The organism is Nonomuraea sp. GTA35, from assembly GCF_041950525.1.
Taxonomy (GTDB): domain Bacteria; phylum Actinomycetota; class Actinomycetes; order Streptosporangiales; family Streptosporangiaceae; genus Nonomuraea.
Genome location: NZ_JBGNUV010000007.1, coordinates 72742 through 96060, shown reverse-complemented (window position 1 = coordinate 96060; position 23319 = coordinate 72742). Strand labels below are relative to the sequence as shown.

The following is a 23319-nucleotide window of genomic DNA, read 5'->3' as shown; positions in this document are numbered from 1 at the left end:
TCGTGCGCCTGGCGCGGGAGAACCCCGGATGGGGCCATCGACGGGTGCACGGGGAGTTGGTGCGGCTTGGGTTCCAGGTCAGCGAGGCGACCGTGCGGCGCATCCTACGCTCGCACCATTTCGGTCCGGCGCCCCGGCAGCTCGACACGTCCTGGCGCTCCTTCTTACGATCGCAAGCCGAAGGGCTCCTAGCCTGCGATCTCTTCCATGTTGACACGATCTTTCTGAAGCGCTTGTACGTGTTGTTCGTGATGGAGGTCCGCACGCGACAGGTGCACATTCTGGGCGTGACCAGCCACCCGACCCGGGCATGGACCGCTCAGCAGACTCGCAACCTCCTGATCGGCCTTGGCCAGCGAGCGGGGGCGTTTCGTTTCCTTATCCGCGATCGGGACGCCAAGTTCACCGCCGTCTTCGATGAGGTGTTCGCCGCCATGGGTATCACGGTGTTGAAGACACCGCCGCGGACACCACGGGCGAACTGCTACGCCGAGCGCTGGATCCGGACGGTACGCGGCGAATGTACCGACCGAATGCTGATCTACGGCGAACGCCACCTGCGCGTGGTTCTGAACGAGTATCTCGATCACTACAACGCGCATCGGCCGCATCAGGGCCGTGGACAGCGACCACCCGCTCACGATGAGCATGTAGTGGTGCCGATGGAAGGCCGGATCGAACGCCACGCGATACTCGGGGGAGTGATCAACGAGTATCAGCGAGCCGCGTAACTCGCTCGGAGAAACCCCAGCTCAAACCATGCACGAGGGTTTTGACGCCCTACACGTGCGGCGGCCATGCCTCGAACGGGTGCGGTCGGACAGGATGCCGATGACAGGTACGGCCAGCATCGTGCCCACGAGCCCGAGCGCCGACACCAGGGACAGCGCCTCGGCCCGTCCGGCGTCGAACTGACCGAGGAGTCCCAGGAGCCGCTGCTCCTCGGCAGTGGCTGTCGCCCCACCGGCCACTGCGTCCTTCAAATGGCTCAGTTCTGCGAGGTCCACAGCCGCGTCCGGTCCCGTGAACCAGCGGGCGAACTCCAGGGCCTGCACGTGATTGGGCAGCAGGATGCCCACGACCGAGCCGAACGTCAGGACAAGGGAGAAGGAGGCGAAACCGTACCACGTCAAGTAGCGCCGCAGCGGTCGCCCGCCCAGGTAGGTCATGGAGCCGCCGGGGTGGGCCGGCTCGGCGATGTCCGGTTGCCCGGTCGTCCAGCTCAGGCCGGGGTCATCACCGATCGGTGTGTGCGTCATCGAGGAACTCCTGGTGCCGGAAGGGTCTACGCGTGCGGCGCCACCCCCAAGGTGCTGCTCGCGAAACATGAGTAAAACTTAGAGTAGACCGATAACTTCTGTCCTTAAATAGAAATCTGGGACATGCTTAGAGTTGAATTCTCAGTTCTACTCGGTTTAGGAGAGCTCGTAGAGTTGCCTCATGACCACCGCTCCGCCCAAGAGCCGAGGGCCGTACGCCAAGTCGGCCAAGCGGCGTCAGGCCATCGCGCGTGCCGTGCTGGACATCGTCCGCGAAAAGGGCCATGGAAACGTCACCACGGCCGAGGTCGCCGATCGTGCGGGGGCGGCAGAGGCGACGGTGCTGTACCACTATCCGAGCAAGGACCACCTGCTCGTCGCGGCGCTGCAATGCGCTGATGACGAGACGGACGAGCAGTTCCGCCTCGGCGTATGGGTGCTCGACCTCGATGAGCTGAAGGCAGCGGCACGGGACATCCGCCGCGAGGAGAACACCATGCGGCTGTATGTCACCCTGGCAGGACACGCCGCCACGCCGGAGCATCCCGCTCAGGAGTTTTTCGCCGAGCACTACCGCAAGTCGGTGGCGGGCTTGTCTCAGCTCATCGAGCAGCGGCAATCGGCCGGGCTGGCACACCCCGGCCTGGACCCGGCCGAGGCGGCCCGCCAGGCCATCGCTGTTTGGGACGGGCTGCAAACGCAGTGGCTGGCCGACCCAGTGTTCGACCTCGGCGAAGCCATCGTCACCGCCTTCCGCCGCCTGACCGGCCAGAACTGGATGGAAGCCCGGCGCGCCTTCCTCGATCCGAGAGCCGGGCTGTGACGGCTGGGCAGGAGATACGAGAACGTCAGGCTGCCGTACGCGCTTCCGTCCCCTGCGTGGCCAGAGCTCGCGAGGAGAGAGCAGTCGGCGACCAGACTGTGCTGGCTGGCGACACCGGCTCGCTGTCCATCGCCGAACTCGGCGCCGCTCTCCAGCGCCCGGCCTGGTTCCTCAGAAGGCACTTCTTCAACCCTGCCCCCCGGATCTCAGCTGGTCGACGTCGTCACCGCACCCGAGACGGCTGCCGACGTGGTGGAGCGCGTCTGTACTTGGGTTCGCGGCCTGGACCAAGCCGATGTCGTCGTGCGGGACTCACCGGGGCTTCGCCACCAGCCGTCCTGCTCGTATGCTGGCCGAAGGCACCGTGGGCGTCACCCTCGACCGCGGTGGACCTTTCCGAATATCAGCGACCCGGGCCACCAGGCTCAGACTGCAGCAGCGGCGTCCAGGTCCGGGTGAGCCTCGTCGTACACGGACAGGACTTCGAGAACCCCGGGAGTGGGGAAGCCTGCCCAGATGGGTCCGGGCCACTGCTGTGACACCATGCCGAGCTGTTCCCTGAACCATCTGTCGAACGGGTGCTGCGATTCCGCGAATTGTTTGATCGCCGCCTCCAAGTCGTCGCCCTGCATGTAGACCACGCAGTGCGCCTGTGCGGGGGTGTCGAGGAGGAAACACACCTCGCGGCTGACGCCGATACGACGTTGGCAGTCCGCGTAGTCCTCCCGGCGATCACCCTCGCCTGCGCGGAAGACGTTGGCCGTCGACCACAGGTCGATTATGTACTCGTAGGGCTTGCCGGGCTTCAGTAGCGACGACACCTCTCCCTGGGCGGCGTTGCGGAACTGCGCGCGGACGATCCCGTCGGTGATGTTGTACGACCGCCCGTCCGGCTGGACGTCGCACAGCCGGACGACGGAGTCGGTGTCCACGGCGTCGGTCTCGGCCCACAGGTGCACGGTGATGCGCCCGATCACAGTGACATCCTCGGTGAGCGGTTCGCTGGTGTAGGCGAGGACGTCGGGGCGAGCCTCGATCTGCCGCTGGTCGAAGACGCCGGCGGGGTGCGCAGGATCGCTCATGACGGCCCCTCCGAGCGTGGGGACGGGGTCGTCGGGGTCGTAGGTGTAGCCGTCGGCGTCACTGTCCGGGGGCATGCTGCTCGCCAGCCCTCCGTCCGGCTGCAGGAACCAGGCGATCTCTGTGGCCGGAGGCGGCCACTCTGAGAAGGTCCGCCAGCGGCCATGAAGCCGCTGGGCAGCACGCTACGTCTGAGGGAGCTGCCCGCATGATCGACGGTGACCGCCAGAGCGGGGTGGAACACGGCATGGGCGACAGGATGAGCCCGCCGAGGTTGGCCGCCTACCACGCCAGCAGGTCACGGTGCAGCCGCCATGCCTGCCGGATCGTACCGCGCAGATTCGGGGTGGGTGCGAGGCGCTGTGGCAGCATGCTGGTGCCAAGGTCGCGCCGGTCGCACACCCAGCGGCTCCGTCATCGAGGCATTAGCGTGCCAGCAGCAGCGGTAGCTGCCTGCTGCGGGCGTCCGGTCCATGTCTCCCCAGTCGTATATGCGGCTGCGGGAAGCCGAGCGGGCGGTACGGGCCTGCGCTCCCTGCGAATGCGGCCTGCGCTCCACGCCAATGACAGATCCCGGCGCCGTCACCGCGTACGGTGGACTGGATGGCAGGAGCCGGCTCGTGCATCCGCTACCGGGTGGAGCGCTGCGGTGTTCCAGCCCATCGGGACAGGGCGTCGGTCAAGGAGGCGGCATCGGACCCGGTCCAGGCGACGTAGCCGTCCGGGCGCACCAGGACGGCTTCGGCGTGCAGGTCGCGCGCGGTCACTTCGTAGCCGACCCGCCCCGACCACGGGGTGACCGCCGGACGCAGGCGCTCCGTGGCGGCGAGGATCAAGGGCCGGCCGCTGTGCAGATCGAGGCCTGGCAGCTGCGTTCCGAGCAGGGGGTGCGGGTCGCCGGGCAGGGGGTAGCGGATGTCGAGCCCGGAGATCATGCCGGCGATTACTTTGTTGGCCTCCGGGAGGGTGAGTAGTTCCTCGACGATGGTGCGCAGGGCCAGGTGTTCCTCGTCGGGCACCAGCAGGACGGCTTGGGCGCGGGTGTTGGCCAGCACGCGTGCGGCCACGGGGTGCCGTTCGGTGTGGTAGGTGTCGAGCAGGTCGTCCGAGGCGTGGCCGTGGAGGTGGGTGGACAGCTTCCAGCCGAGGTTGAAGGCGTCCTGCACGCCGAGGTTGAGGCCCTGGCCGCCCATCGGGGAGTGGATGTGCGCGGCGTCGCCGGCGAGCAGCACTCGGCCGTGCCGGTAGCGGGCGATCTGCCGGGAGGCGTCGGTGAAGCGGGACGCCCAGCGGATCTCGCCGAGCCGCACCCGCGGCCCGGCCGAGCCGGTCAGAGCTCTGGTCACCTCGGCGGGCGTGATCGGCGCGTCGCTGGGCAGTTCCTGCTGCTCGGGGCCGTAGAACAGGAAGCGGTACACGCCGTCGCCGAGCGGCGCCAGGTAGCCCTTGCCGGTGGCGGACGGGGTCATGTCCGGCAGGCTCCACGAGGTGGGGGCGGGTCCGGTGAGGGTGAGGTCGGCGACGGCCATCCGGAGCCGGCCGTCCAGCCCCGGGAAGCCGATCCCGAGCAGGTCGCGTACCGTGCTGCGGCCGCCGTCGCAGCCGACGAGGTAGCGCCCGCGCAGCCGGAGGGGGCCGGCGGTGGCGGTGACGCCGTCGTCGTCCTGGGTGAGCGCGGTCAGTTCGTGCCCGCGCAGCACCTTGACATTCAGCTCGGCTGCTCGGGCTTCGAGGAGTTCTTCGACGCGGGCCTGCGGGATGCCGATCATGTACGGGTGGGCGGTGTCCCAGGCGGTGAAGTCAAGCCGCAGCCCGGCGAAGTGCCCGCCGGGCACCTTGTGGATCGCCCGGCCGGTGAGCCGGTCCAGCAGGCCCCGCGCCTCGAACACCTCGGCAGTGCGGGGTTGCAGGCCGAGCGCCTTGGACTGGCCGCTGCGCTCGGGCAGCCGCTCCAGCACGACCGCGGACACACCTGCCAGGCCGAGCTCGGCGGCGAGCATGAGGCCGGTGGGTCCGGCCCCGGCAATGATCACATCGACGTCCATGCCGAGACGGTAGGACCCACACCGTCCCTTACCGCAACGGTAGCGGCGTACCTCGGCCGCAGGCAGCGGGTGCATGCCGGCGCAGCTGCGCCCGCCGCCAAGGGATCCTGCGCTTGGTGCTAACGACATGGGGAAACGTCGCGTCGCAAGATGGCCTGCGCGTCACTCGACAACACCAGTCCCGCGAGGGCATCGCTTACTTGGAGATCATGATCATGAGCGTGCGAAAGACGTTGATCGGCACGGCGGCTGTCGCCGTGCTCGCAGCGGCGGCGGTCTTCACCACCAGCACGGCCTCGGCCTCCGGCGTGGCCGCCGAGACGCCTGGCATGGTCTGCGGGCCGGGCTACACGGTAGAGCGTCAGGCCTCGTTCACCGGCGGGGTCGCGTACCTGCTGTACAACGCCGGCAAGCAGAACGCGTGCGCGGTGACGTTCAAGACCAAGGCAGTAGGCACCCGCACCCTGGTCTGGTCCGCGGTGGACGTGAAGGGGGCGGGCGTGGTGAAGAACGAGGAGATCACGCCTCTGCACACCGTGCCCGTCTACCACCACGCCCCGGCCGGCTCCTGGGTGAAGTTCTCAGGTGGCACTAAGGCCGCCGACTCAGGCGGTGGGTACGAGCAGATCAGCTGACGGCCTCATCCCTGCCGATCGGCGCCCGGAAGCGCCGCGAGACAACACTTTCCGGCAGCGATGCGGCCGTGTCCAGCGGCACCGGCGGCCAAATGGCAGAAGCCGCTGATAGTCCGGCTCGCCGTCCGTTCCGGCCGCGGCTAGGTTGCGTCATCGCCGTTCGTGTGTGGACGAACAGCTGTGGCGATCAGGCGTCCATGCCCTGCGCGGCAGGATCCATGTCCGCGCGGCCGCGATGTGCCGGGCAGGCGCGGCCTGTTTTGCCAGGAGCGCCGCGAGCATGCTCACGGCGACGATCCTCCGGGCGTCGGCCGCGCCCGCGTTTGACCATGTCGGTGCCACGCGATGGAGGCGATGGCCTGCGCGGTGATCAGGGCCAGCATGTACTAGAGCGCCACATCCGGCTTCGCGGCGAGCGCTTCGAGCTCCGTGGCGACCTCCTCGACCACGGCCAGCGCGAGGCTGGCGCGGTTGGGGCAGCACCGGTAGAGGCTGCCCTGGCCGACGTCGCGGTGTGGGCGACCAGGCTAAGCGGTGCGTCGTAGACGCTGGCGAACACCTTGCGGGCCGGCGCAATCAGGGCTTCTCTGTTCGGGCCAGGTGCTGGGCGCACCCTGTTCGCCCAACGCTGGTGCCGGTCAGGTACAGGAGCAGCGATATAAACCGGACACGATTGTCCGATCTATTGACATCCATCCGTGCAGTTGCTCGGCGCCTCTGGTGTAACGGTTATGTGTTCAGCCAGACAGTGTTGTCCGGTAGGGCGCCGTGTGTAGCTCCCGGCTGGCCGCTTGCCGCCGTTGCGGCACATCCAGAGAATCGTCGATCGAGGCTCTCTACTGGCTCGATGGCGAGGTCACCGGTAGGGAAACGCGCCCGTGCCGAGGGTCGTAGGCTCAACGCCGCTACAGAGCAGGCGGCAGGCTAGCTCGTACCTCGATCGGCGGCGAATGCATGGCGGCGGTGATCGCGCGGGCTGATGTCGTAGGCAGTTCGGAAGGCGCGGCTGAACTCCGCCGCGGTCTTGAACCCCCAGCGCAGGCCGATCTCGCTGATCGGCCGGTCGCGAAACTGCGGGTCTGCGAGATCGGTTCGGCAGCGTTCGAGCCGGCGCCGCCGGATGGTGGCGCTCACGGTCTCGGGACGGTCCTGGAAGAGCACGTGTAGCGTCCGGACGGAAATGTGGTGGTGTGCCGCGATGTCGGCCGGGCTCAAGTTCGGATTGCCGAGTTGACGTTCGATATAGGCGTCGATCTGCGCGATCAAGATGCGGCGGCGGCTCTCGGGCGTCAGTCGGTCCTCGGAACCGAGACGACTCGCGAGGAACGCGGCGGCCAGATCGAGTCCGATGGTACCCAGGCGGGGGAGCTCTACCGGATCGCAGCCGCCTGCGTGCTCACGCAGGCCGGTGAGGTAGCGGGCCAGCATTGCCCCCGTCCCGGTTCTGGCGGGCAGCTTGTGCGCCAGCAGCCGCTCCATGTGGCCGCGTGGCAGGGGCAGCGCGTCACCGGGCAGGAACATGATCGTCAGCCGGGTGAACCCGCCGACGTCGGCGAAGGTGGTGGAGTAGGGGTGAGAGGTGTCGAACAGCGAGAAGTCCCCGGCCTGCATGCAGGAGTCGTTGCGCCGCTGCTCCAGCCGTACCGGGCTGTCCTGGACCAGGAAGAGCTGGTAGACATCAGGATCGTGCCGCCTGATGTGGGCCGGGGTGCGCCGCCCGGTCACCGGCGACATCGTGAACTCGGCCACCCGCACGCCTGCCAGGTCGATGGAGTGCGCCTGGGCGTGGAAGTTGCCGGCGTGTTCGGTGGACAGCGCCGTCGGCGCTATCTCGTGCGCCGACAGGTGCGCCCACCATGCCAAGCGCTCCTTCTTCGGCACTGCATCGGTGGACACGGAAACCACAGGACTGCGTTGGATCTTGTGGTGAATCCATGAGTTTCCGAACGGGTGATCGCACACCGCGTCTACGCTCTCGGGCACCGTCCAAGGGTGCACAACCGCGCGCCTCGGCCGCAAGACCGGCCTCACGCCTTCCTCACGACTGCCCGGCAGACGGGACGAAGGGTGCTCACCGGCCGAGAAGGAAGCACCCGCGCGGCAGCGTCGGCACCGCGGGGCACCCCGTCCAGCATGAACCCCGCGACCCGTCCCTTGCGTCTGGAGGTGAAGGCGCGGATCACGCGGTCGGCCGGCTCACTCGCAGGCCATCGAGGAGCACGGTGGTGAGCGGGTCGTCCGCGCGTGCGCCAGGCCGGCAGATCGCGACGTTGAGCAGTCCGGCGATCTGCTCGGAGGAGAGGTCGCGGCGCATGCCGTCCTCGTCCTGTGCCCGCTCGATCAGACCGGCCAGCAGAGCGTCGATCTCGCTGGTGAGCCGTGCACGACAAGGGGAGGCCGGTGTGGTGCCGGCGAGTGAGGTGACCAGCGCCAGGGGCTGCCCGGCGCAGTAGCGCACCAGATTCAGGAGGGCTTCCCACGGCGGCTGGGCGAGGGAGGCGCGCAAGTGGTCGCGCAGGGCCGTCAGGGTGGCTTCCGCGATGTCCTCGACCAGTGCGTGCCGGTCGGGGAAATGGCGGTAAAGCGTTCCCACGCCGAGGCCGGCGGCCTGGGCGATCTCCTCCATCGACACACCCGCCCCGCGTTCGGCGAACAGCCCGAGCGCGGCGCCGACGATGCGCTCGCGATTGCGGCGGGCATCGGCTCGCACAGCATCCCCCCTATCCGGAATCTGAGATTCACGTTAGTGTACCGCACATAAGTGGAAGCGGAAGGTCCGCTTCACATTGGGAGGAATCGTGCGAGTCGGCGTCTACCTCAACACCATCGGAACGGGCGTGGACATCCTGTTGCGCAAGGTCGAAGCTGCCGCCCAGGCCGGGTTTGCCAGCATCTTCCTCAACCAGCTCACCTCGCTGGACGCGATCACTGTGGCGGGCCTCGCCGCTCGAGAGACGGCCGGGATCGAGGTCGGCACCGCCGTCGTCCAGAGCTACCCGCGCCACCCGCTGGCGCTGGCCGTCCAGGCACTGACGGCGCAGGCGGTCAGCGGCAACCGCTTCACGCTCGGCGTAGGGCCCAGCCACCGGCAGATCATCGAAGGCTCCTACGGTCTGTCCTACGACCGGCCCGCCCGGCACACCCGCGAGTACCTCACCGCGCTGGTGCCCCTGCTACGCGGCGAGGCGGTCGAGTACCGCGGCGAGACGCTGTCGGCCTCCGGCCAGGTCGAGGTGCCCGATGTTACCCCGCCGGCCGTTCTGCTGGCCGCGCTCGGCCCCGCCATGCTCCGCATCGCCGGCGAACTGGCCGACGGCACCGTCACCACCTGGACCGGCGCGGCAGCTCTGGCTGACCACGTCGTGCCGTGCATCACGAAGGCGGCACGAGAGGCGGGCCGTCCCGAGCCTCGGGTCGTGGCCGCGACCCTCGTGGCCGTCACCTCCGACCCTGACGGCGTGCGCCGCCAGGTCGCTGGCCAACTCGGCTACGCGGCCGGATTCGCGAGCTACCGCTCCCTGCTGGAACTGCAGGGACTTGCGGGCCTGCACGAGACAGTCATCGCCGGGGACGAGGACACCGTCGCCAGGGAACTCACTCGCTTCGCCGACGCTGGCGCGACGGACCTCCTGATCAGCCTCCTCGGCGACGAGCACCAGCAGAGCCGCACCCTTGACCTCGTGCGAGACCGTTTCGTAGAGACTGCCCGGCCGGACGTCGTTGCCTGAGAGGCCGGATCGCGGCACGCAGGCTCATCCAGCCGTCCGGCCCGAAGCGTCTATGGGGCGACGCCCTTCAGACCCGGCATCGAGGTCTGCGTCCGCCACCAACGCATCCTGCGCTCTGCGCTAACGACACGGACATCCGGTGTCGCGAAGATTGCCTCTCGAACGATGCGACTCGAAACAGGGACAGGTGTCTGTGAACGCGGATCCCAGAGCCAGGATGCCCGCGTCGGTCGATGTCCTGCCAGCCGTGGTGATGGCAGGATGCGGCAGCTAGACGCGACTCGACGCGCCGAGAACCTCCGGGCCCCACGGTGCGGAAGTCTCCAGGCACTGTTCCTAGCGGTTGTGCTGGCCATTGCACTCGCCGCTGCTCCGGCGGAGGCGGCCTCCGCGACCCTTGTGACGGAGCGTGAAGACTGCAACCCCGAAGCCGGTGTGGTGAAGCTCCCCGGTGGTGAACCTTGGGCGCAGAAGCGCCTGGACATCAAGACCGCGTGGCGGCTGAGCACCGGAGCTGGCGTGCGCGTGGCGGTCATCGACAGCGGCCTGGACATCGAACACCCGCAACTGCCCTGGTTGTCCATTTTCATCGATCTGACTGGCACCGGGTACACCGACTGTGTCGGTCACGGCACCGCCGTGACGGGCATCATCGCGGGCCGCGTCTACCCAGGCGTCGCCTTCCACGGTGTGGCCCCCCAGGCGAGCATCATCGAGCTCAAACAGAGCAATCAGGCCGAGGGTCACGTCGCCAACCTGGCCGCGGCCATCGACAGGGCGGTCCAGCTGGACGCCGACGTCATCAACATCTCCATCAGGGCGGCCGACCATCCGGCTCTCAAAGCGGCCGTCCAGAACGCCCTGGCCAGGGACATCGTGATCGTCGCCGCCGCAGGCAACATCACCCAGAAGAACGAGGAAAAGCCCGCCTACCCAGGCTCCTACGAAGGGGTGCTGGCCGTCGGCTCCGCCACGCCCGACGGCCGCCGCGCCGACTCCTCCAACACCGCGACACCCGTCGGAGTCCTGGGACCGGGCATGGGCATCATCGCCCCGTGGCCGCGCGGCGCGTACAAGGTGGACCTGGAGGGCTCCAGCTTCGGCGCCGCCTACGTGTCCGGGACCGCCGCACTGGTACGCGCCAGGTTCCCGCATCTGGACCAGGAGCAGGTGCGGCGGCGCATCGTCGCCACCGCCGACGGCTCCGTCGGCAAGGGCACGGGAGCGGGCATGGTCAACCCGGTGCTGGCGGTCAGCGCCGTACTGCCCTTCGAGCCTGCAGGGCGACCGGTGGTGGCCGCCCCACCTGCGCCACCGATCGCGGCGGACGCGATCGCCAAGGTGCAGCCGGAAGACGTCCATGCCAGGAATCTCTCTCTGGCCGTGATGACGGGAGCACTGATCCTCGTGGCCGTTGCTGGCGCGCTCGCCCTGGTCCTGCCTCTCGGCCGAAGCCGGGGCTGGCGGGTGGACCGGCCGCATTGACGCCCGCCGGCTTCGACGGCCCGATGTGACCGGCCCGAAGTGCGTTGTCACGTCATGAGAAGACGGAAGGACCTTTAGATGAACCCGTTACAGCCGGGCGACCCCCAGAAACTGGGCGACTACGTGCTGTCCGAACGCCTGCCGGAAGGGCCGCGTGGACCGGCCTTTCTCGGCCGCGAGTCGGACGACACGCCCCTGCGTGTGATCAAGCTGCTGCCTGGGAATCCGGATCCGGACCCGGAAGGTGTCGCCCGATTCAGCGGGGTCCGGCGCATCTCCAGCTCCTACATCGCCAGGACGGTGGACGCGGGTCTGGATGACGGTCACCTCTACGTCGTCCGGGAACACGTGAGGGGGCGCAGCCTCGCCGAGACCGTGGCAGCAGACGGGCCGCTCGACGCCGACGCGGTGGAACGGGTGGCCGTCGGCCTGCTGACCGCGCTCACAGCTGCCCATCTGGCGGGTGTCACCCATCAAGGGCTGACCCCGGGCAACGTCATCATGGGCGCCGACGGGCTCCGGCTGACCGACCTGAACCTCGGCGAGCCTGCCGGTGAGATCGGGTATCGCTCACCGGAGCAGCTCAAGGCAGAGCCGTACAGCTCCTCCGCAGATCTGTTTGCCTGGGCTGCGACGGTGGTTTTCGCTGCCACCGGAAAGGCGCCGTTCGGCCATGACGCCGATGCCGTGCTGACCGGCGTGCCCGCGCTGGGCGCACTGACCGAGCCGCTGCGCGGCGTACTGCTCGCCGCGCTGTCCAAGGACGCCAGACAGCGACCCACGACGAACGCGGCGCTGTTGCGCCTGCTCGGTGGCCAAGCAGCAGAGCCGGAGACCACGGCGGCACCGCCTCCGATGGGAACGGCGGCTCAGCCACCCATGTACGAGCATCCAGCTCTGCCGCCGGCAGGGGGCAGCGCACCGCTCGAGGGCGTGCCCCTGCGTCCGCAGCCGTCGTGGGGGCCGCCACCGCCGCAGCAGGAGTCCACAAGCAGGCCACCGCAGGTGCTGCAGGTTCCCCAAGCGGGCGGATCGGCACCTCGCCGGAAATTTCCCGTCGGGCTCGCCGCCTCGGTGGCCGCCCTCATGGTGCTGTCGGGGCTGGGCCTCTGGGGCGCAGGTCACTACGTGGACACCCAGGGGATCAGCCCGGTCGGCGTCGCGGCCGACGGCAAGGCCACCAGCGAGGACCCAGGCCCGGACGCCCCGGGCAAGAACACCGAGACGAACCCCGATGACGGTGCGGCTCCGCAGCTCGGCGACCCGGGCACGGACTCGCCCCAACCGGAGGTCACCGTACCGTGGGCGACTTCCTCCGACGCGGACCCGTACGGCGTGGGCCCGCTCGTCCTGCCGACCGAGGCGCCGTCGAGCGTCCCCACCGCGCCTGTGTACAGCACGGTGCCCACCGCCTCACCGACGCTGACCCAGCCGGTTCCCACGTCTCAACCGGCGACGACGCAACCGCAGAGCCCTCAGGCGACGGCCACGATCCCGAAGGCGTCCCCGACGCCCACTGCACCGTCGGCGCCTCCGACAGCGACCAGAACGGTTACGGCGACGCCGACGGACCAGAACTCCAAGACGCCGGAGCATCCGCAGAATCCGACGCCTTCTCCCACTAAGAGCACCGAGGCCCCGTCGCCGCCGGCGCCTTCGAAAGGCGCTCAAGCACCCGCTCCGGCGCCCACGACGGCGGCCCCCAAGCCCGAGGCGGCACTGGCCACGAGCGCCGTCCCGCCGCCCGCCGCGCAGCCGGAGCCCAAGAATCCCTACGCACCGGCCCAGGTGTGCGGATCCGGATTTTACGTTCAGCGCTCGCAGGCATTCAACGGTGGCGAGACCTTCCAGCTCTACAACACCGCCACCAAACAGAACTGTGTGGTGACGATGAAACGCGTGGGCGTCGGCCAGGAAAGCCCTGTTAGCGCCACCCTGGACGTGCAGAATGGAGGCAGCCTGACCGATAGTGGCAACTACAAATTCTATGCCGGGCCGGTCAAGCTGCCTGCTTCAGGAAAGTGCGTGAAATTCTCCGGCAGTGTCGGTGCGGACAGCACCAGCGCGGGCTGGGCGAATTGCGGGTGATTCAGCGCGAACGGCCCCACCCGAGTTCCGGGTGAGGCCGTTGTTCTCTGCGGCGGTCAGTCCCGTCGGCTGCGGCGCATGCGATCGAGCCGCTCGTTCGTTTCGGCCGTATAGGCGTTTTTCAGCTCGGCCAGATCGCGTTGGAAGGCGTCCAGCAGTCCCTCGCCATCCGGAAGAAAGGCGACCAGCGCCTTGGCCTGGCGTTCCTGGTCGAGCTGTGCCGCGGCGACGGCTTCCAGCACCTCACGGCTCAGGTCGGCGGAGCCGAGCTTCATCGCCCTCGGGCTGATGGATAGTTCGACGAGTTTGCCGTCCGCGTCCACGCGCGCAGAGACGACACCCGTACGGTTTTCTCCCGCGCCCGTCAGTTGACGCAGGTCTTGCATCGCCTGTCCAAGCTCGCGCATTGAACGCTCGCTTTCCTGCACGAGCTTGTCCAATTCGGCGAGTTGCGTTTCTTCTGCATCCATGAAGGCTACGCCATCGCTTTTCGGTGAACTGAGAACGAGCATTAGTGGTCCGCGCATAGAATTGATCATTAAGCTGCAATGAGAAGGCCGCAGAAATGCCCATTCGGGCGTTAAATTTGCGTCATGAGTACAGCTGCCGCCGATGGGCGCGCTATTCATGTCACCTCATCGTCGATCGCCAACCTGCGCGGGCGGGTCGAGCAGGAGCTCAAAGCGAACCTGGGTTTCGTGAAAAGCCTCTGCGACAACACGAGCGTGGCCTCACCTGGCTTCGGCCTGCTGGGTGACCTTGTCCTGGGAGGCACCTACGAAAGCGTCCGCGAATGGGCGGAGAAACAACTCGGTGCCGCCGAAGCCGTATGTGACGGCTGGAGCGCGGCGCTGACACAGGCCGAACGCAACTGGCGCACGGCGGAGAACGCCAGCAAGGTGCGATACGTCTGATGGCCTCCATCGGTCAGCGCGCGATCGAGAAGTTGAAGGCGCTGGGGAAGATCTCGAAGTGGATGGCACCGGCAGTGATCATGGCAGGCACCGTCGTCGCCAACGAACCAGGCATGGCCCAGGCGGCGTCCAATTGGAAACACAGCATCGCCGGGCGCCTCGATGACGGAGTGAAGCAACTTCTGCCACAGCTGGTCGCCACCTCCCGGGACGGCTGGATCGCACTGGACCAGCAGGAGTTCGAGCGGGTCGTCGTGCACTTCCATCAGGAAATCGGTGTCCTGCGCGGGGTGCTGGGCGACATCGGCGGCATGATGGACGAAGTCGCCGCCGGATATCGCAGCTACTGGCTCAAGATCCTCAGCTTGGCCACGACCACGATGACGGCGCTGATGTTCGCAAAGAGGCTACAGGGCTCGCCGCACACCGCGATTTGGGGTGGGTTGCTGGAGAAGTTCATTGCCTCGGGAGCCAACGGCGCCGTCGCTGTCTTCACGCTCACACTGGTGTCCGGCATGCGTGGCACGGGAGAGATCATGGCCACGATGGCGAAGAAGGGACACCAGTTCCTCTACGTTGAGCCCTCAGGCCCAGGGAAGATCAACTTCACTCAAGCAGCCATCAATGCCAACAGCTTTCCGTCGTTCCAGGCGCCGGCGAGGCCCGAGGAACTGCCCCCAGGCGCCGACGGTTTCGATTGGAAGGCGCCTGACACGAAAGCCTGATCAATCGCCTACCTCGACTGCGCCCCACCGCACCATCGCGGTGGGGCGAGCCGGCGTTGCCCCTCGGGCCTAGTACGGCCGGTAGCCGCCACCTCGTTCAAGGGACGCGATGCCGGGGTGGCCGCCAAGGTTGCCGTAACGGCTGTAGGTGTACAGGACTCCCGCGATGATGTTGTCCACCGGGTCCAAGATCTTGCCGTGGCCGGGCAGGGAATGCGCGTTGAAGGTCGGCGGGATGGTCTGCATCAGCCCCTGGGAGGGCACGCCGTTCTTGGCGTTGATGTCCCAGTTGTTGATGGCGTTGGGATTGCCGCCGGATTCGTGGTAAATGATCGTCCAGATGCGCTCGACGTCCTTGGGATCGTTCGCGTCCAGGTCGCTGACGTCGATGCCGCGCTCTCGCATGGTGTCCGCCATCTCGGGTGAGCGGATGATGGTGAGCGCCTGCTTGATCCACTCGACGACCTCGGCCTTGGGCGCGGGCGTGCCCGCACCGGGTGAGGTCCCGCCACCTGCGCCCGCGCCGCCACCACTCGCGACTTGCGTCTGGTCGACTGGTGTCCTGGTCCAGATAACCTTCTTGTCGCCTGGATCGAAGTCGGCTCCGCCGGGATCCGGAATGCCGGTGAAGAAGCCGAAACTGGTGCTCTGTCCGGATCCGCCTGCCTTGACATGCTGGCTCAGCGTGTCCCGGGCGGCCACGACCGCATCCTCTGCCGTCTTGACGTGCCCTCTGGCCAGGTCGATGTTGGTGTTCATCAGGCTGGTCATGCTGGCGTTCCCCGCCAGCGCGACCGTCGCGGTGGTCTGGTCGGTGCCGTTCTTCTCCATATAGTCCTTGATGTGCGCGGTCGCGCTGGTGATCGCCCCCTTGCACAGCGCGTCGACGCTGGCATGAGCGCTCTCCATCGTGTTGGCGATGTTGTCGAGCGTCTGCGCGCAGGCACGCACTGCCGCGTTGAACTCTTCGCCCGCCTTGGGATAGAGGCGTATGTGCCGGTCGAAGGCGTCCGCGGAGTCCCCCTCCCACTTTAGGTCCACGTCGTTGACGTACCTGATGAGGGCGGAGGTGATGTCCGCTGCGCGGAACGAGCACGCTCGCCAGGCGGAGGCGATGTCCCTGATGGCCTGGGGGCGACCGGTCACCTTCTGGAGCAGACCCGACAGCTCCCCACCCCGCGGTAAGTCGGAGATGTCCACTGGCGTGAGGATGTTCATGCGCCGGAAGCCGTCGCGGCCGTGCGGAGGTTGGTCTCCACATCGTTGAGCGCCCGCTCCACGCTCTCCAGCTTGATCCGTCCGGCATCGATCTCGGCACGAATGGCGGCCCAGGCCGCGTCCATCTTGCCGGTTAGCTCGGTGACGTTGTTCAGCATGCCGAAGAGCGTGGCGTCCGTCCGCTCGTCAGGGACCTTCGACTTACTGTCAGCAACGATGTCGTCGAGCTTGAACTCGTTGGCCGCCGTGCGGACCCGCACTCTGCACTCGTCGAGTGCCTTGTAGGAGACATCCACGATTCCGGTGCTCATCAAGATCGCACTATCCTTCCCTCGGTTCCAGGAATGCCGTCTGGATCAGCCGGTCTCCGGACTTCCGATCCACGAAGAACCCGCGCCCAGGCGGGAGCTGCTGCGGGCGGACCTTGCCGAACAGCACGCCCTCCTCCCGGTCACCCGACATGATCAGTGCTGGACTCGCCATCTCCTTGAGCCGCTGCACCGCATGGTCGTACATGGCCCGGTTGGCGCCGCCCATCTGGCGGGCCAGGATCAGGTGCAGTCCGATGTCACGCGCCTGGGGCAGCAACTCCGCCAGCGCCTGCAAGGGGCTGTTGGAGGCCGTGGACACCAGGTCGTAGTCGTCCACAACGATATAGAGGTCGGAGCCCGTCCACCAGCTGCGGGCACGAAGTTGTTCAGGGGTGAGGTCGGCGGGCGGAAGGCGCTTGAGCAGGGCGAAACGGACCTCCTCCACCAGTTCGGCGGCTGCCGTGCTCGATGCCGCGTAGCCGATGCGGTGGTCGGTCACTGCGGTGTCCAGCAGTGACCGGCGGTAGTCCAGGACGATCATCCTGGCTTCCTTAGGCGTCTTGCGCGCGACGATCCCCTCCATGATCAGCTTCAGCATGTTCGACTTGCCGCACCCGGTGTCGCCGAAGACGATGAAGTGCGGATCGGTCTCGAAGTCGAGCGCGACCGGAGAGAGCGTCGCCTCGTCGATGCCGATCGAGATGCGGTTCTTGCCGGTCTGCTCGGGGCCCGGCAAGGTGGCGGCGGGCAGCAGCGACGGCAGGAGGCGTACAGGCGGAGCGACCGGGCCCTGCCACGAGCTTCTGACAGCCTCCACGAGCGAGCCGAGCCCGTCGGCGAGATCGTCGGCCTTGCGATGCCCGTCGATGCGGGGCAGGGCCGACAGGAAGTGCTTGCCGTCCCTGGTGAGCCCGCGTCCCGGCGTGCTTTCGGGTACCGCCAGCGACGCGTTGCGACTCACCTCGGACTCGTAGGCGTCGCCGAGCTTGAGCTCGATCCTGGTGCCGAACAGGTCGCGGATGCCCGGCCGGAACTCCGACCACTTGTTCGTGGCCGCCATGACATGGATGCCGTAGCCGAGCCCACGCGCCGCCAGATCGGTGATCACCTGTTCCAGGCTCTCGTGCTCCTGCCGGATGGTCAGCCACCCGTCCACCACCAAGAACACATCGCCCCAGCCGTCGCCCTCGATGCTGCCGTCCGCGACCCGCCGGCGGTAGGTCGCGATCGAGTCCACGCCGCGTCCGGTGAAGTCCCGCTCCCGCTGCTGCAGGATCGTCGAGATCTCGGCGATCGTGCGGCGGACCCTCTCGGCGTTCTGCCGGTTGGCCACCCCGCCCACGTGTGGAAGACCCTCCAGCGCCGACAGCGTGCCGCCACCGAAGTCCAGGCAGTAGAACTGCACCTCCTGGGGAGTGTGCAGGAGCGCCATGCTGGTGATCAGCGTGCGCAGTACGGTGCTCTTCCCGCTCTGGGTGCCGCCCGCGATGCCGACATGGCCGGCCGCGCCGGACAGGTTGACCCAGTACGGATCACGGCGCTGCTCGAAGGGCTTGTCGACGACGCCGATGACGGCATGCAACCGCCCTCTGCCGTCCCAGCCCGGTATCGACAGCCCGAGCTCCGGGGTCGACGTCAACGGCGGCAGCAGGTGCGCCAGGGTAGGAGGCTCTCCCAACGGCGGCAGCCAGATGCGGTGCGCGGCCGGGCCGCGTCCTTCCAACCGGCTGACCATGATGTCGAGCAGGCTGGCCTGCGACCCGCTCTCCTCCGCCTCTGCCGGCGCCTGCGGCTGGGGCTTCTCGGCAACGGGCAACGGTGTGGGGTCCGGCCGGAACACGACGATCTCCCGCGCTGCCGGCTGACCATCGTCCGCCAGCTGCCTGGCGTCCGGCTGATAGGCGCCGGAGACGTACGCCGCCTTGAACCTGATCATGCTCGTGGTCTCGAACTTGAGATAGCCGTTGCCCGGTGTAGAGGGCAGCTCGTAGGCGTCTGCCACGCCCAGCACCGCCCGGCTCTCCATGGCCGAGAACGTACGCAGGCCGATCCGGTACGACAGATGCGTGTCGAGCCCCCGCAGTCTGCTCTCGTCGAGACGCTGGGAGGCAAGCAACAAATGCACACCGAGCGAACGGCCGAGCCGGCCGATCATCACGAACAGGTCGATGAACTCGGGCTTGCTCGATAGCAACTCGCTGAACTCGTCCAGCACGACGAAGAGCGTGGGCAGCGGCAGCAGGTCGGCGCCCTGCTCCCGGGCACGCTCGTAGTCGCGCAACGAGGCGTAGTTGCCCGCCGACCGCAGGAGCTCCTGCCTGCGCACCATCTCGCCGTGCAGCGCGTCGTGCATGCGGTCGACCAGCGGAAGCTCGTCCTCCAGATTGGTGATGACAGCCGAGACATGCGGAAGGGACTCCAGGCCGAGGAAGGTCGCACCGCCCTTGAAGTCGACCAGGACGAAGTTGAGGATCTCCGAGGAGTGCGTGACGGCCAGCCCGAGCACCAGCGTGCGAAGCAACTCTGACTTGCCGGAGCCGGTGGCTCCGATCAGCAGGCCGTGCGGACCCATGCCGCCCTGCGCCGACTCCTTGATGTCGAGCTCGACCATGCGGCCGTCCGCGCCGAGTCCGATGGGCACGCGAAGCCTGTTGCGGCCGGCCCGAGGCCGCCAGGTGACGTTCGGGTCCACCCTGCGGGGGTCGCTGATGCCCAGCAGGTCGGTGAGCGTCGTGTTGATCGCCAACACGTCCTCGCCGTCGCCGCCGCTCGTGGAAGAGGCCCGGAGCGGAGACAACTGCCTCGCCAGCCCTTCCATCCAGACGAATGCGAGCTTGTCCGGCGTGCCGAGCCGAGTCTTGCGCTCCTTGCCGGCGTGGTCGAGCTTGACCATGTAGAGGCTGTCCTCCTGGAGGTCCAGCCGCAGCGTGTTGCTCTCCTCCACCGCGCCGGTGGTGTCGGTCAGATCGATGACGGTCACGCCCTGAATGGCGTCGCTGCCGAGCTGCGAGTCGTGCGGCATGTGCCCGCCGTCCACGATCACCACATGATACGGCAGCGAGTCCGCGGGCGAGCCGGGCTGGAACCTCGGCCGTTCCCTGAGCTCACTGCCGACGAGCTGGTCCAGTTCGCCGAGATTGTCGGCCATCAGGCGGACGTTCCCGGACGCGTCCAAGGCGTCAGGGTGCAGGGCGTGCGGGAGCCACTTGGCCCACTCCCAGTGTGGCATGCGTTCCTCGCTGGCACAGATCATGATCCGCATGTCGTCGGGGGAGTGGAAAGCGGTGAGCTGGGCGATCATGGCACGTACGAGATCGCGGATCGCCGTGAGGTCGCCGGTGAGCCGGATCCGGGCGAAGGAAGCGAGCGCGACCGACACCGGAAGCCGGGAGACGGTCGAGTGGGCGCGCATGAATCTCCGCAGCGCACCGGCCGACAGCGCGTCCAGGTCCTCCACGGGTTTGGAATCCGGAGGAAAAAGCTGGATCGCCAGCTTCTGCACGCCGGTGCCGAGCCGGATCGTGCCGAAGTCCTCGTCGCGAGGACGGCGCTCCCACAAGCGGGGGCCCATCGCGATCCACCACAGCGAATCCGGCTCAGGGCCGCTCCATTCCAGGGCTTCGCGCTGCTGCTTGGCCGCGCGTTGGGCCCTTCTCCGGACCTGACCGAGATAGCGGAAGTAGTCGCGGCGAGCGCCGTTCAGCCGGTATTTGCGCTCGCCGGCCTGGCGGCCCATCTGGCTGATGGTCATGCCGACCATGGAGACGGCGAACAGGCCGCTCGCCACGTACATGATCGGGTTGGAGTTGCCGCCCGTGGTGAACATGAGCGCCATCGCCGCAGCCCCTGCCACCATGGGCAGGTACGTCAGTACTAACATGAAGCCTTGGCCCTGGACCTCGGGAATCTCCGGCGGAGACTCGAGCATCACTTCTCCGCGAGGTGGCGTGGGGCCGGGACGGCGCTCGGGGCGCCGGACAACCACTTTGCTCACGCGACGTTCTTATCAGAAGCGACCCGCTATCTTCCGGGTTGTCCGTGATCTTCATGAGACGGAGTGGACCGTGGAATCGATGGTTCAGCAGCCGCCTCTGCCTCCGGCAGAAGGCCTGAAGAACTCCTCACCGACACACTTAGGGCCGATCCAGCAGGGCGCACTCGCACAGATGCCGCTCCCGCTGCCGGTGCTGTGCAATGTCACGATCGTGGGGCCCAGCCGAAAAGTCGATCTGACGCTGCCGGCCGACATACCGCTGCCGCATGTCCTGCCAGGGTTGCTGCGCATGCTGGGTGAAGTGGGCGGGGATGCCGCTTCATCACCGGGATGGGTGCTGCAGCGGCTTGGCGGTGCTCCGCTCGACCTGGAACAGAGCCTCAGCACCCTCGGCGTGCTCGACGCCGAGGTCCTCTACCTTCGCCCGCGCGAGTCGATCCTGCCGCCCGCGATTTTCGATGACGTGGCCGACGTCGTCGCCACAGGGGTACACACGGGGACGGGCAAGTGGACCCCGGCACACACCAGCACGCTCGCCGCAGCCGGCGCCGCGGGCGTGCTCATCCTCGGCGCCGCCGGGCTTGCCATGGCGGGCCTGCCTCCGCTGATCGGTACGACGGTCTTCGCCGTGCTCGCGTTGCTGCTGGTCATCGCGGGTACCGTGATGGCGCGCGCCCTGGGCGACGCCACCGCCGGCGCGCTGCTCGGCCATGCGGCCCTGCCGTACGGCTTTCTGGCGGGGCTGTTCGTTCCCGCCGGCAACGGGAGCCTCGCCGGGATCGGCGCCCCACATCTGCTCGCCGCGCTCGCCTGCACGGCGCTCGTCGCGGCCGTCGCGGGGATGATGATCGCGTACGGGCTGTCCGGCTTTCTCGGCACGTCCATAGCCGCGTCGTGCGGTGCGATTGGCGCGGCCGTGGTCATGGTGACAGGAGCCGCACCTGCCGGGGTGGCGGCCGCGGCAATCGCCGTGTTGCTGGCCCTCACCCCGCTGGTGCCGGCACTGTCGTTTCGGCTTGCCGGGGTGCCGCTGCCGGCCATGCCCACCACGGCCGAAGAGTTGCGCGCCGACAACCAGCGGCTCGACGCGGTGGCGATCCAGGAGCGCACGGTGATCGCGCAGCGCTACGCCACCGGGCTCATCGCCGCCGTCGCGCTCGCCGCGCTGGCGGCCCAGGCACTTCTGGTGCTGCACGACGGGCTGATCGCTTACATCATGGCCTTCATGCTCTCGCTGACGCTCGTCATGCGCGCCCGCGTCTTCTCCGGCCGTGGCCAGCGGACCTGGCTGGCGGGCTCCGGCATGGCGGGGCTGGCGATGCTGGCGTTCGCCTTCGGCTCCAAGGGAGGGATCGTCGGCGCGCTCGCCGTGGCGATCTGTGTGCTGTGGACGTCCCTGCTCATGGTGGGCATCGGCAGAAGCCTGGCCGCAGGCAAATCATCGCCGTTCTGGGGCAGGGCCGGCGACATCCTGGACGTATTGCTGATCGTCGACTTGTTCCCACTCGCGGCCGGAGTGCTCGAAATCTACACCTGGATGCGCGGGCTTTCGGGTTGATACGTTGCTTGCCCGATTCGGCTGAGGAGTGAGAGCTGTGCAGGAATTCGGAGATTTCGCGAACATCGACATCGACAAGCTGCTCAGGGACGCCGGCGAACAACTCGTACGCATGGAACAGCTGCAGAAGGACCTGGACTCCTACGTCGGCCGGGGACAGGACGAGAACGGGCTGGTGGTCGTCGAGTGCAGCCAGCTGGGAGTCGAGGAGCTGCACCTACACCCCAAGGCCATGCGCATGGCCTCTGTGGAGCTCGCCGGGCTCATCAAGGCAGCCGTGAACGAGGCGGCCCGCGACCTACAGAAACAGATTCAGGAGGGGCTGGGCGCAGCCTTCGGCGACTCCGAGAACAGCCCCATGAAGTACGTCAACGACCCGGATACGGCCCTGAAGCAGATCAAAGCCGCTGAGGCTGCCTACAACCGGACACATGAGGACGTGATGGGCGAGCTCAATCGCATCCGGCAGCAATTGCAGCTCTGAGTCCGTTCGCGAACTGCTCGACATTTGCCGGCGCCCCGCTCCCTTGAAGGGAGCGGAGCGCCGGCGAATGTTCCGAAAGTTGGCGCACAGCGCAGGCTCTGTTGGCGACGGGCGCAGGATATGCCGGGCCCATTCAGAAAAAGTGATCAGCGGGGCATTTGGTGATTAACATGCGACTGATGTTGATTCGCGGGGGAGCCCAACCATTTCACGTCGACCGGTTGACCGCCGCCGCATGAAACAAGCCATGTCCGCTTGGAGGTCCAGTGTCACTGTACGGAGCAAGCCCGACGCAGTTGACCAACGCCGCGGGGTACTGCCAGGACACCGCGCAGTACATCGAAGGCATGCGTCAACGGGTTCAGGCGATCAAAGGCGATCTGACCACCCAGGGCTGGCGGGGCGGCGCGGCCCAGAAGTTCAGCCATGCGCTCGACCAGTGGGACGTCGAGTTCAAAGCGGTGATCAGAATCCTCGAAGACATCCATGACCGCCTCAACATCGGCGCCGGCGTCTACCGGAACGCCGCCGACCAGAACATGGAGCTGTCCGGATCCCTGACCAGAGACGGCTTCTCTGGCCGGATCGACTCAGTGATCAACAGCAACTAGCCGACCCGACGCAACGGAGAACGCAGTGACCGTCCCCGATGATCACACATTCGTCAAGTTCGGCAGCATGGATCATGCGTACGAGGAGCTCAAGAAGATTGTGACCGAGCTCGACAAGGCCACAGACGATCTGTTCGCCGACATCAAGAAGGAGCTCGGGGCCAGCTGGGAGGGGGCGGCGGAGCAGTTCTTCAACGCCAAGAAGGACCAGTGGAACGCCCACGAACAGGCGATGGGCAGACAGCTGTTCCAGGCGGCCACCTCCGTCAACATCGCCCGAGGCAACTACGAGACCGCAGAGCGGCGCAACATCGCCATCTGGACGGACTGACCACAGTCGTCCGCGATTTCTTCCTCGGTC

At 67.5% G+C, this 23319-nt stretch carries 21 protein-coding genes and 1 pseudogene; 13 read left to right on the top strand and 9 right to left on the bottom strand.

All coding sequences use genetic code 11. The features are described from left to right. Nucleotides 1-2: 2 nt before the first annotated feature. Nucleotides 3-731: an integrase core domain-containing protein gene (locus ACBJ32_RS29840; protein ID WP_375129505.1), complete on the top strand. Its 729-nt coding sequence runs from the start codon at nucleotides 3-5 to the stop codon at nucleotides 729-731. 21 nt (nucleotides 732-752) lie between these two features. Here ACBJ32_RS29840 and ACBJ32_RS29835 read toward each other — a convergent pair whose 3' ends face one another. Next, nucleotides 753-1259 (bottom strand): hypothetical protein, encoded by a 507-nt coding sequence (locus ACBJ32_RS29835; RefSeq protein ID WP_375129504.1) that lies wholly within the window; start codon nucleotides 1257-1259, stop codon nucleotides 753-755. A gap of 181 nt (nucleotides 1260-1440) precedes the next feature. On the opposite strand from ACBJ32_RS29835, the gene ACBJ32_RS29830 reads away from it, so the two are divergent. Continuing rightward, nucleotides 1441-2082: a TetR/AcrR family transcriptional regulator gene (locus ACBJ32_RS29830; RefSeq protein WP_375129503.1), complete on the top strand. Its 642-nt coding sequence runs from the start codon at nucleotides 1441-1443 to the stop codon at nucleotides 2080-2082. Continuing rightward, nucleotides 2079-2621 carry a 3-hydroxyacyl-CoA dehydrogenase NAD-binding domain-containing protein gene (locus tag ACBJ32_RS29825; RefSeq protein ID WP_375129502.1) on the top strand — a complete coding sequence of 181 codons (543 nt, stop codon included), beginning with the start codon at nucleotides 2079-2081 and terminating at the stop codon, nucleotides 2619-2621. The genes ACBJ32_RS29830 and ACBJ32_RS29825 overlap by 4 nt, the downstream gene beginning before the upstream one ends. Here the strand turns inward: ACBJ32_RS29825 and ACBJ32_RS29820 are convergent. Together ACBJ32_RS29820 and ACBJ32_RS29815 are read right to left on the bottom strand one after the other, a co-directional pair. Further along, a pseudogene (locus ACBJ32_RS29820) lies at nucleotides 2508-3314 on the bottom strand (CocE/NonD family hydrolase); the annotation flags it as partial. The gene ACBJ32_RS29825 and the pseudogene ACBJ32_RS29820 sit on opposite strands and share 114 nt — an antisense overlap. 477 nt (nucleotides 3315-3791) lie before the next feature. Continuing rightward, nucleotides 3792-5207 (bottom strand): FAD-dependent monooxygenase, encoded by a 1416-nt coding sequence (locus ACBJ32_RS29815; RefSeq protein ID WP_375129501.1) that lies wholly within the window; start codon nucleotides 5205-5207, stop codon nucleotides 3792-3794. Nucleotides 5208-5428: 221 nt separating this feature from the next. Here ACBJ32_RS29815 and ACBJ32_RS29810 point away from each other — a divergent pair, with 221 nt between their 5' ends. After that, nucleotides 5429-5842, top strand: coding sequence for a hypothetical protein (locus tag ACBJ32_RS29810; RefSeq protein WP_357895029.1), 414 nt, complete (start codon nucleotides 5429-5431; stop codon nucleotides 5840-5842). A 924-nt stretch (nucleotides 5843-6766) separates the two neighbouring features. On the opposite strand, the gene ACBJ32_RS29805 is transcribed toward ACBJ32_RS29810, so the two are convergent. Together ACBJ32_RS29805 and ACBJ32_RS29800 are read right to left on the bottom strand one after the other, a co-directional pair. Beyond that, complete coding sequence (locus ACBJ32_RS29805) at nucleotides 6767-7825, bottom strand: helix-turn-helix domain-containing protein (RefSeq protein WP_375129500.1); 1059 nt, start codon at nucleotides 7823-7825, stop codon at nucleotides 6767-6769. A gap of 196 nt (nucleotides 7826-8021) precedes the next feature. After that, the gene (locus tag ACBJ32_RS29800) at nucleotides 8022-8552 is read right to left on the bottom strand and encodes a TetR/AcrR family transcriptional regulator (RefSeq protein WP_375129499.1); all 531 of its coding nucleotides are present in this window, start codon (nucleotides 8550-8552) and stop codon (nucleotides 8022-8024) included. 88 nt (nucleotides 8553-8640) lie between these two features. Between ACBJ32_RS29800 and ACBJ32_RS29795 the strand changes: the two genes are divergently transcribed. From ACBJ32_RS29795 to ACBJ32_RS29785, 3 genes are all read left to right on the top strand, one after another. Beyond that, nucleotides 8641-9570, top strand: coding sequence for a TIGR03564 family F420-dependent LLM class oxidoreductase (locus ACBJ32_RS29795; protein WP_375129498.1), 930 nt, complete (start codon nucleotides 8641-8643; stop codon nucleotides 9568-9570). A gap of 261 nt (nucleotides 9571-9831) precedes the next feature. After that, entirely contained in the window at nucleotides 9832-11055 is a 1224-nt protein-coding gene (locus ACBJ32_RS29790; protein ID WP_375129497.1) for a S8 family serine peptidase, read from the top strand. A 78-nt stretch (nucleotides 11056-11133) separates the two neighbouring features. Further along, nucleotides 11134-13143: a hypothetical protein gene (locus ACBJ32_RS29785; RefSeq protein ID WP_375129496.1), complete on the top strand. Its 2010-nt coding sequence runs from the start codon at nucleotides 11134-11136 to the stop codon at nucleotides 13141-13143. A 56-nt stretch (nucleotides 13144-13199) separates the two neighbouring features. On the opposite strand, the gene ACBJ32_RS29780 is transcribed toward ACBJ32_RS29785, so the two are convergent. Beyond that, complete coding sequence (locus ACBJ32_RS29780; protein WP_375129495.1) at nucleotides 13200-13613, bottom strand: YbaB/EbfC family nucleoid-associated protein; 414 nt, start codon at nucleotides 13611-13613, stop codon at nucleotides 13200-13202. Between the two features lie 123 nt (nucleotides 13614-13736). Between ACBJ32_RS29780 and ACBJ32_RS29775 the strand changes: the two genes are divergently transcribed. Then, a complete protein-coding gene (locus ACBJ32_RS29775; protein ID WP_357896119.1) occupies nucleotides 13737-14057 on the top strand; it encodes a hypothetical protein in 321 nt (106 codons plus the stop codon). Continuing rightward, complete coding sequence (locus ACBJ32_RS29770; protein ID WP_375129494.1) at nucleotides 14057-14782, top strand: WXG100 family type VII secretion target; 726 nt, start codon at nucleotides 14057-14059, stop codon at nucleotides 14780-14782. Before ACBJ32_RS29775 ends, ACBJ32_RS29770 begins: the two co-directional genes overlap by 1 nt. Nucleotides 14783-14851: 69 nt before the next feature. Here ACBJ32_RS29770 and ACBJ32_RS29765 read toward each other — a convergent pair whose 3' ends face one another. From ACBJ32_RS29765 to eccCa, 3 genes are read right to left on the bottom strand one after another with little or no spacing between them, the layout of a single operon-like run. Further along, nucleotides 14852-16000, bottom strand: coding sequence for a transglycosylase SLT domain-containing protein (locus ACBJ32_RS29765; RefSeq protein WP_375129493.1), 1149 nt, complete (start codon nucleotides 15998-16000; stop codon nucleotides 14852-14854). Then, on the bottom strand, nucleotides 15997-16311 hold the full coding sequence (locus ACBJ32_RS29760) for a hypothetical protein (protein ID WP_357865147.1): 315 nt from the start codon (nucleotides 16309-16311) through the stop codon (nucleotides 15997-15999). Before ACBJ32_RS29760 ends, ACBJ32_RS29765 begins: the two co-directional genes overlap by 4 nt. 10 nt (nucleotides 16312-16321) lie before the next feature. After that, on the bottom strand, nucleotides 16322-20239 hold the full coding sequence (gene eccCa, locus ACBJ32_RS29755) for a type VII secretion protein EccCa (protein WP_375129492.1): 3918 nt from the start codon (nucleotides 20237-20239) through the stop codon (nucleotides 16322-16324). A 145-nt stretch (nucleotides 20240-20384) separates the two neighbouring features. Between eccCa and eccD the strand changes: the two genes are divergently transcribed. The 4 genes from eccD (at nucleotide 20385) to ACBJ32_RS29735 (ending at nucleotide 23289) form a co-directional block, all read left to right on the top strand. Continuing rightward, a complete protein-coding gene (gene eccD / locus ACBJ32_RS29750; protein WP_375129858.1) occupies nucleotides 20385-21863 on the top strand; it encodes a type VII secretion integral membrane protein EccD in 1479 nt (492 codons plus the stop codon). 37 nt (nucleotides 21864-21900) lie between these two features. Further along, entirely contained in the window at nucleotides 21901-22347 is a 447-nt protein-coding gene (locus ACBJ32_RS29745) for a YbaB/EbfC family nucleoid-associated protein (protein WP_375129491.1), read from the top strand. A gap of 266 nt (nucleotides 22348-22613) precedes the next feature. Then, nucleotides 22614-22958, top strand: a complete 345-nt coding sequence (locus ACBJ32_RS29740) for a WXG100 family type VII secretion target (protein ID WP_375129490.1) — start codon at nucleotides 22614-22616, stop codon at nucleotides 22956-22958. A gap of 25 nt (nucleotides 22959-22983) precedes the next feature. Next, entirely contained in the window at nucleotides 22984-23289 is a 306-nt protein-coding gene (locus ACBJ32_RS29735; RefSeq protein WP_375129489.1) for a WXG100 family type VII secretion target, read from the top strand. Nucleotides 23290-23319: the final 30 nt, after the last annotated feature.

Coding starts and splice junctions, on each gene's coding strand:
- ACBJ32_RS29770 (WP_375129494.1), top strand. CDS start 14,057: ATGGCCTCCATCGGTCAGCGCGCGATCGAGAAGTTGAAGGCGCTGGGG.
- ACBJ32_RS29835 (WP_375129504.1), bottom strand. CDS start 1,259: ATGACGCACACACCGATCGGTGATGACCCCGGCCTGAGCTGGACGACC.
- ACBJ32_RS29765 (WP_375129493.1), bottom strand. CDS start 16,000: ATGAACATCCTCACGCCAGTGGACATCTCCGACTTACCGCGGGGTGGG.
- ACBJ32_RS29780 (WP_375129495.1), bottom strand. CDS start 13,613: ATGGATGCAGAAGAAACGCAACTCGCCGAATTGGACAAGCTCGTGCAG.
- ACBJ32_RS29785 (WP_375129496.1), top strand. CDS start 11,134: ATGAACCCGTTACAGCCGGGCGACCCCCAGAAACTGGGCGACTACGTG.
- eccCa (WP_375129492.1), bottom strand. CDS start 20,239: ATGCTCGAGTCTCCGCCGGAGATTCCCGAGGTCCAGGGCCAAGGCTTC.
- ACBJ32_RS29790 (WP_375129497.1), top strand. CDS start 9,832: ATGCGGCAGCTAGACGCGACTCGACGCGCCGAGAACCTCCGGGCCCCA.
- eccD (WP_375129858.1), top strand. CDS start 20,385: ATGGTTCAGCAGCCGCCTCTGCCTCCGGCAGAAGGCCTGAAGAACTCC.
- ACBJ32_RS29815 (WP_375129501.1), bottom strand. CDS start 5,207: ATGGACGTCGATGTGATCATTGCCGGGGCCGGACCCACCGGCCTCATG.
- ACBJ32_RS29760 (WP_357865147.1), bottom strand. CDS start 16,311: ATGAGCACCGGAATCGTGGATGTCTCCTACAAGGCACTCGACGAGTGC.
- ACBJ32_RS29830 (WP_375129503.1), top strand. CDS start 1,441: ATGACCACCGCTCCGCCCAAGAGCCGAGGGCCGTACGCCAAGTCGGCC.
- ACBJ32_RS29775 (WP_357896119.1), top strand. CDS start 13,737: ATGAGTACAGCTGCCGCCGATGGGCGCGCTATTCATGTCACCTCATCG.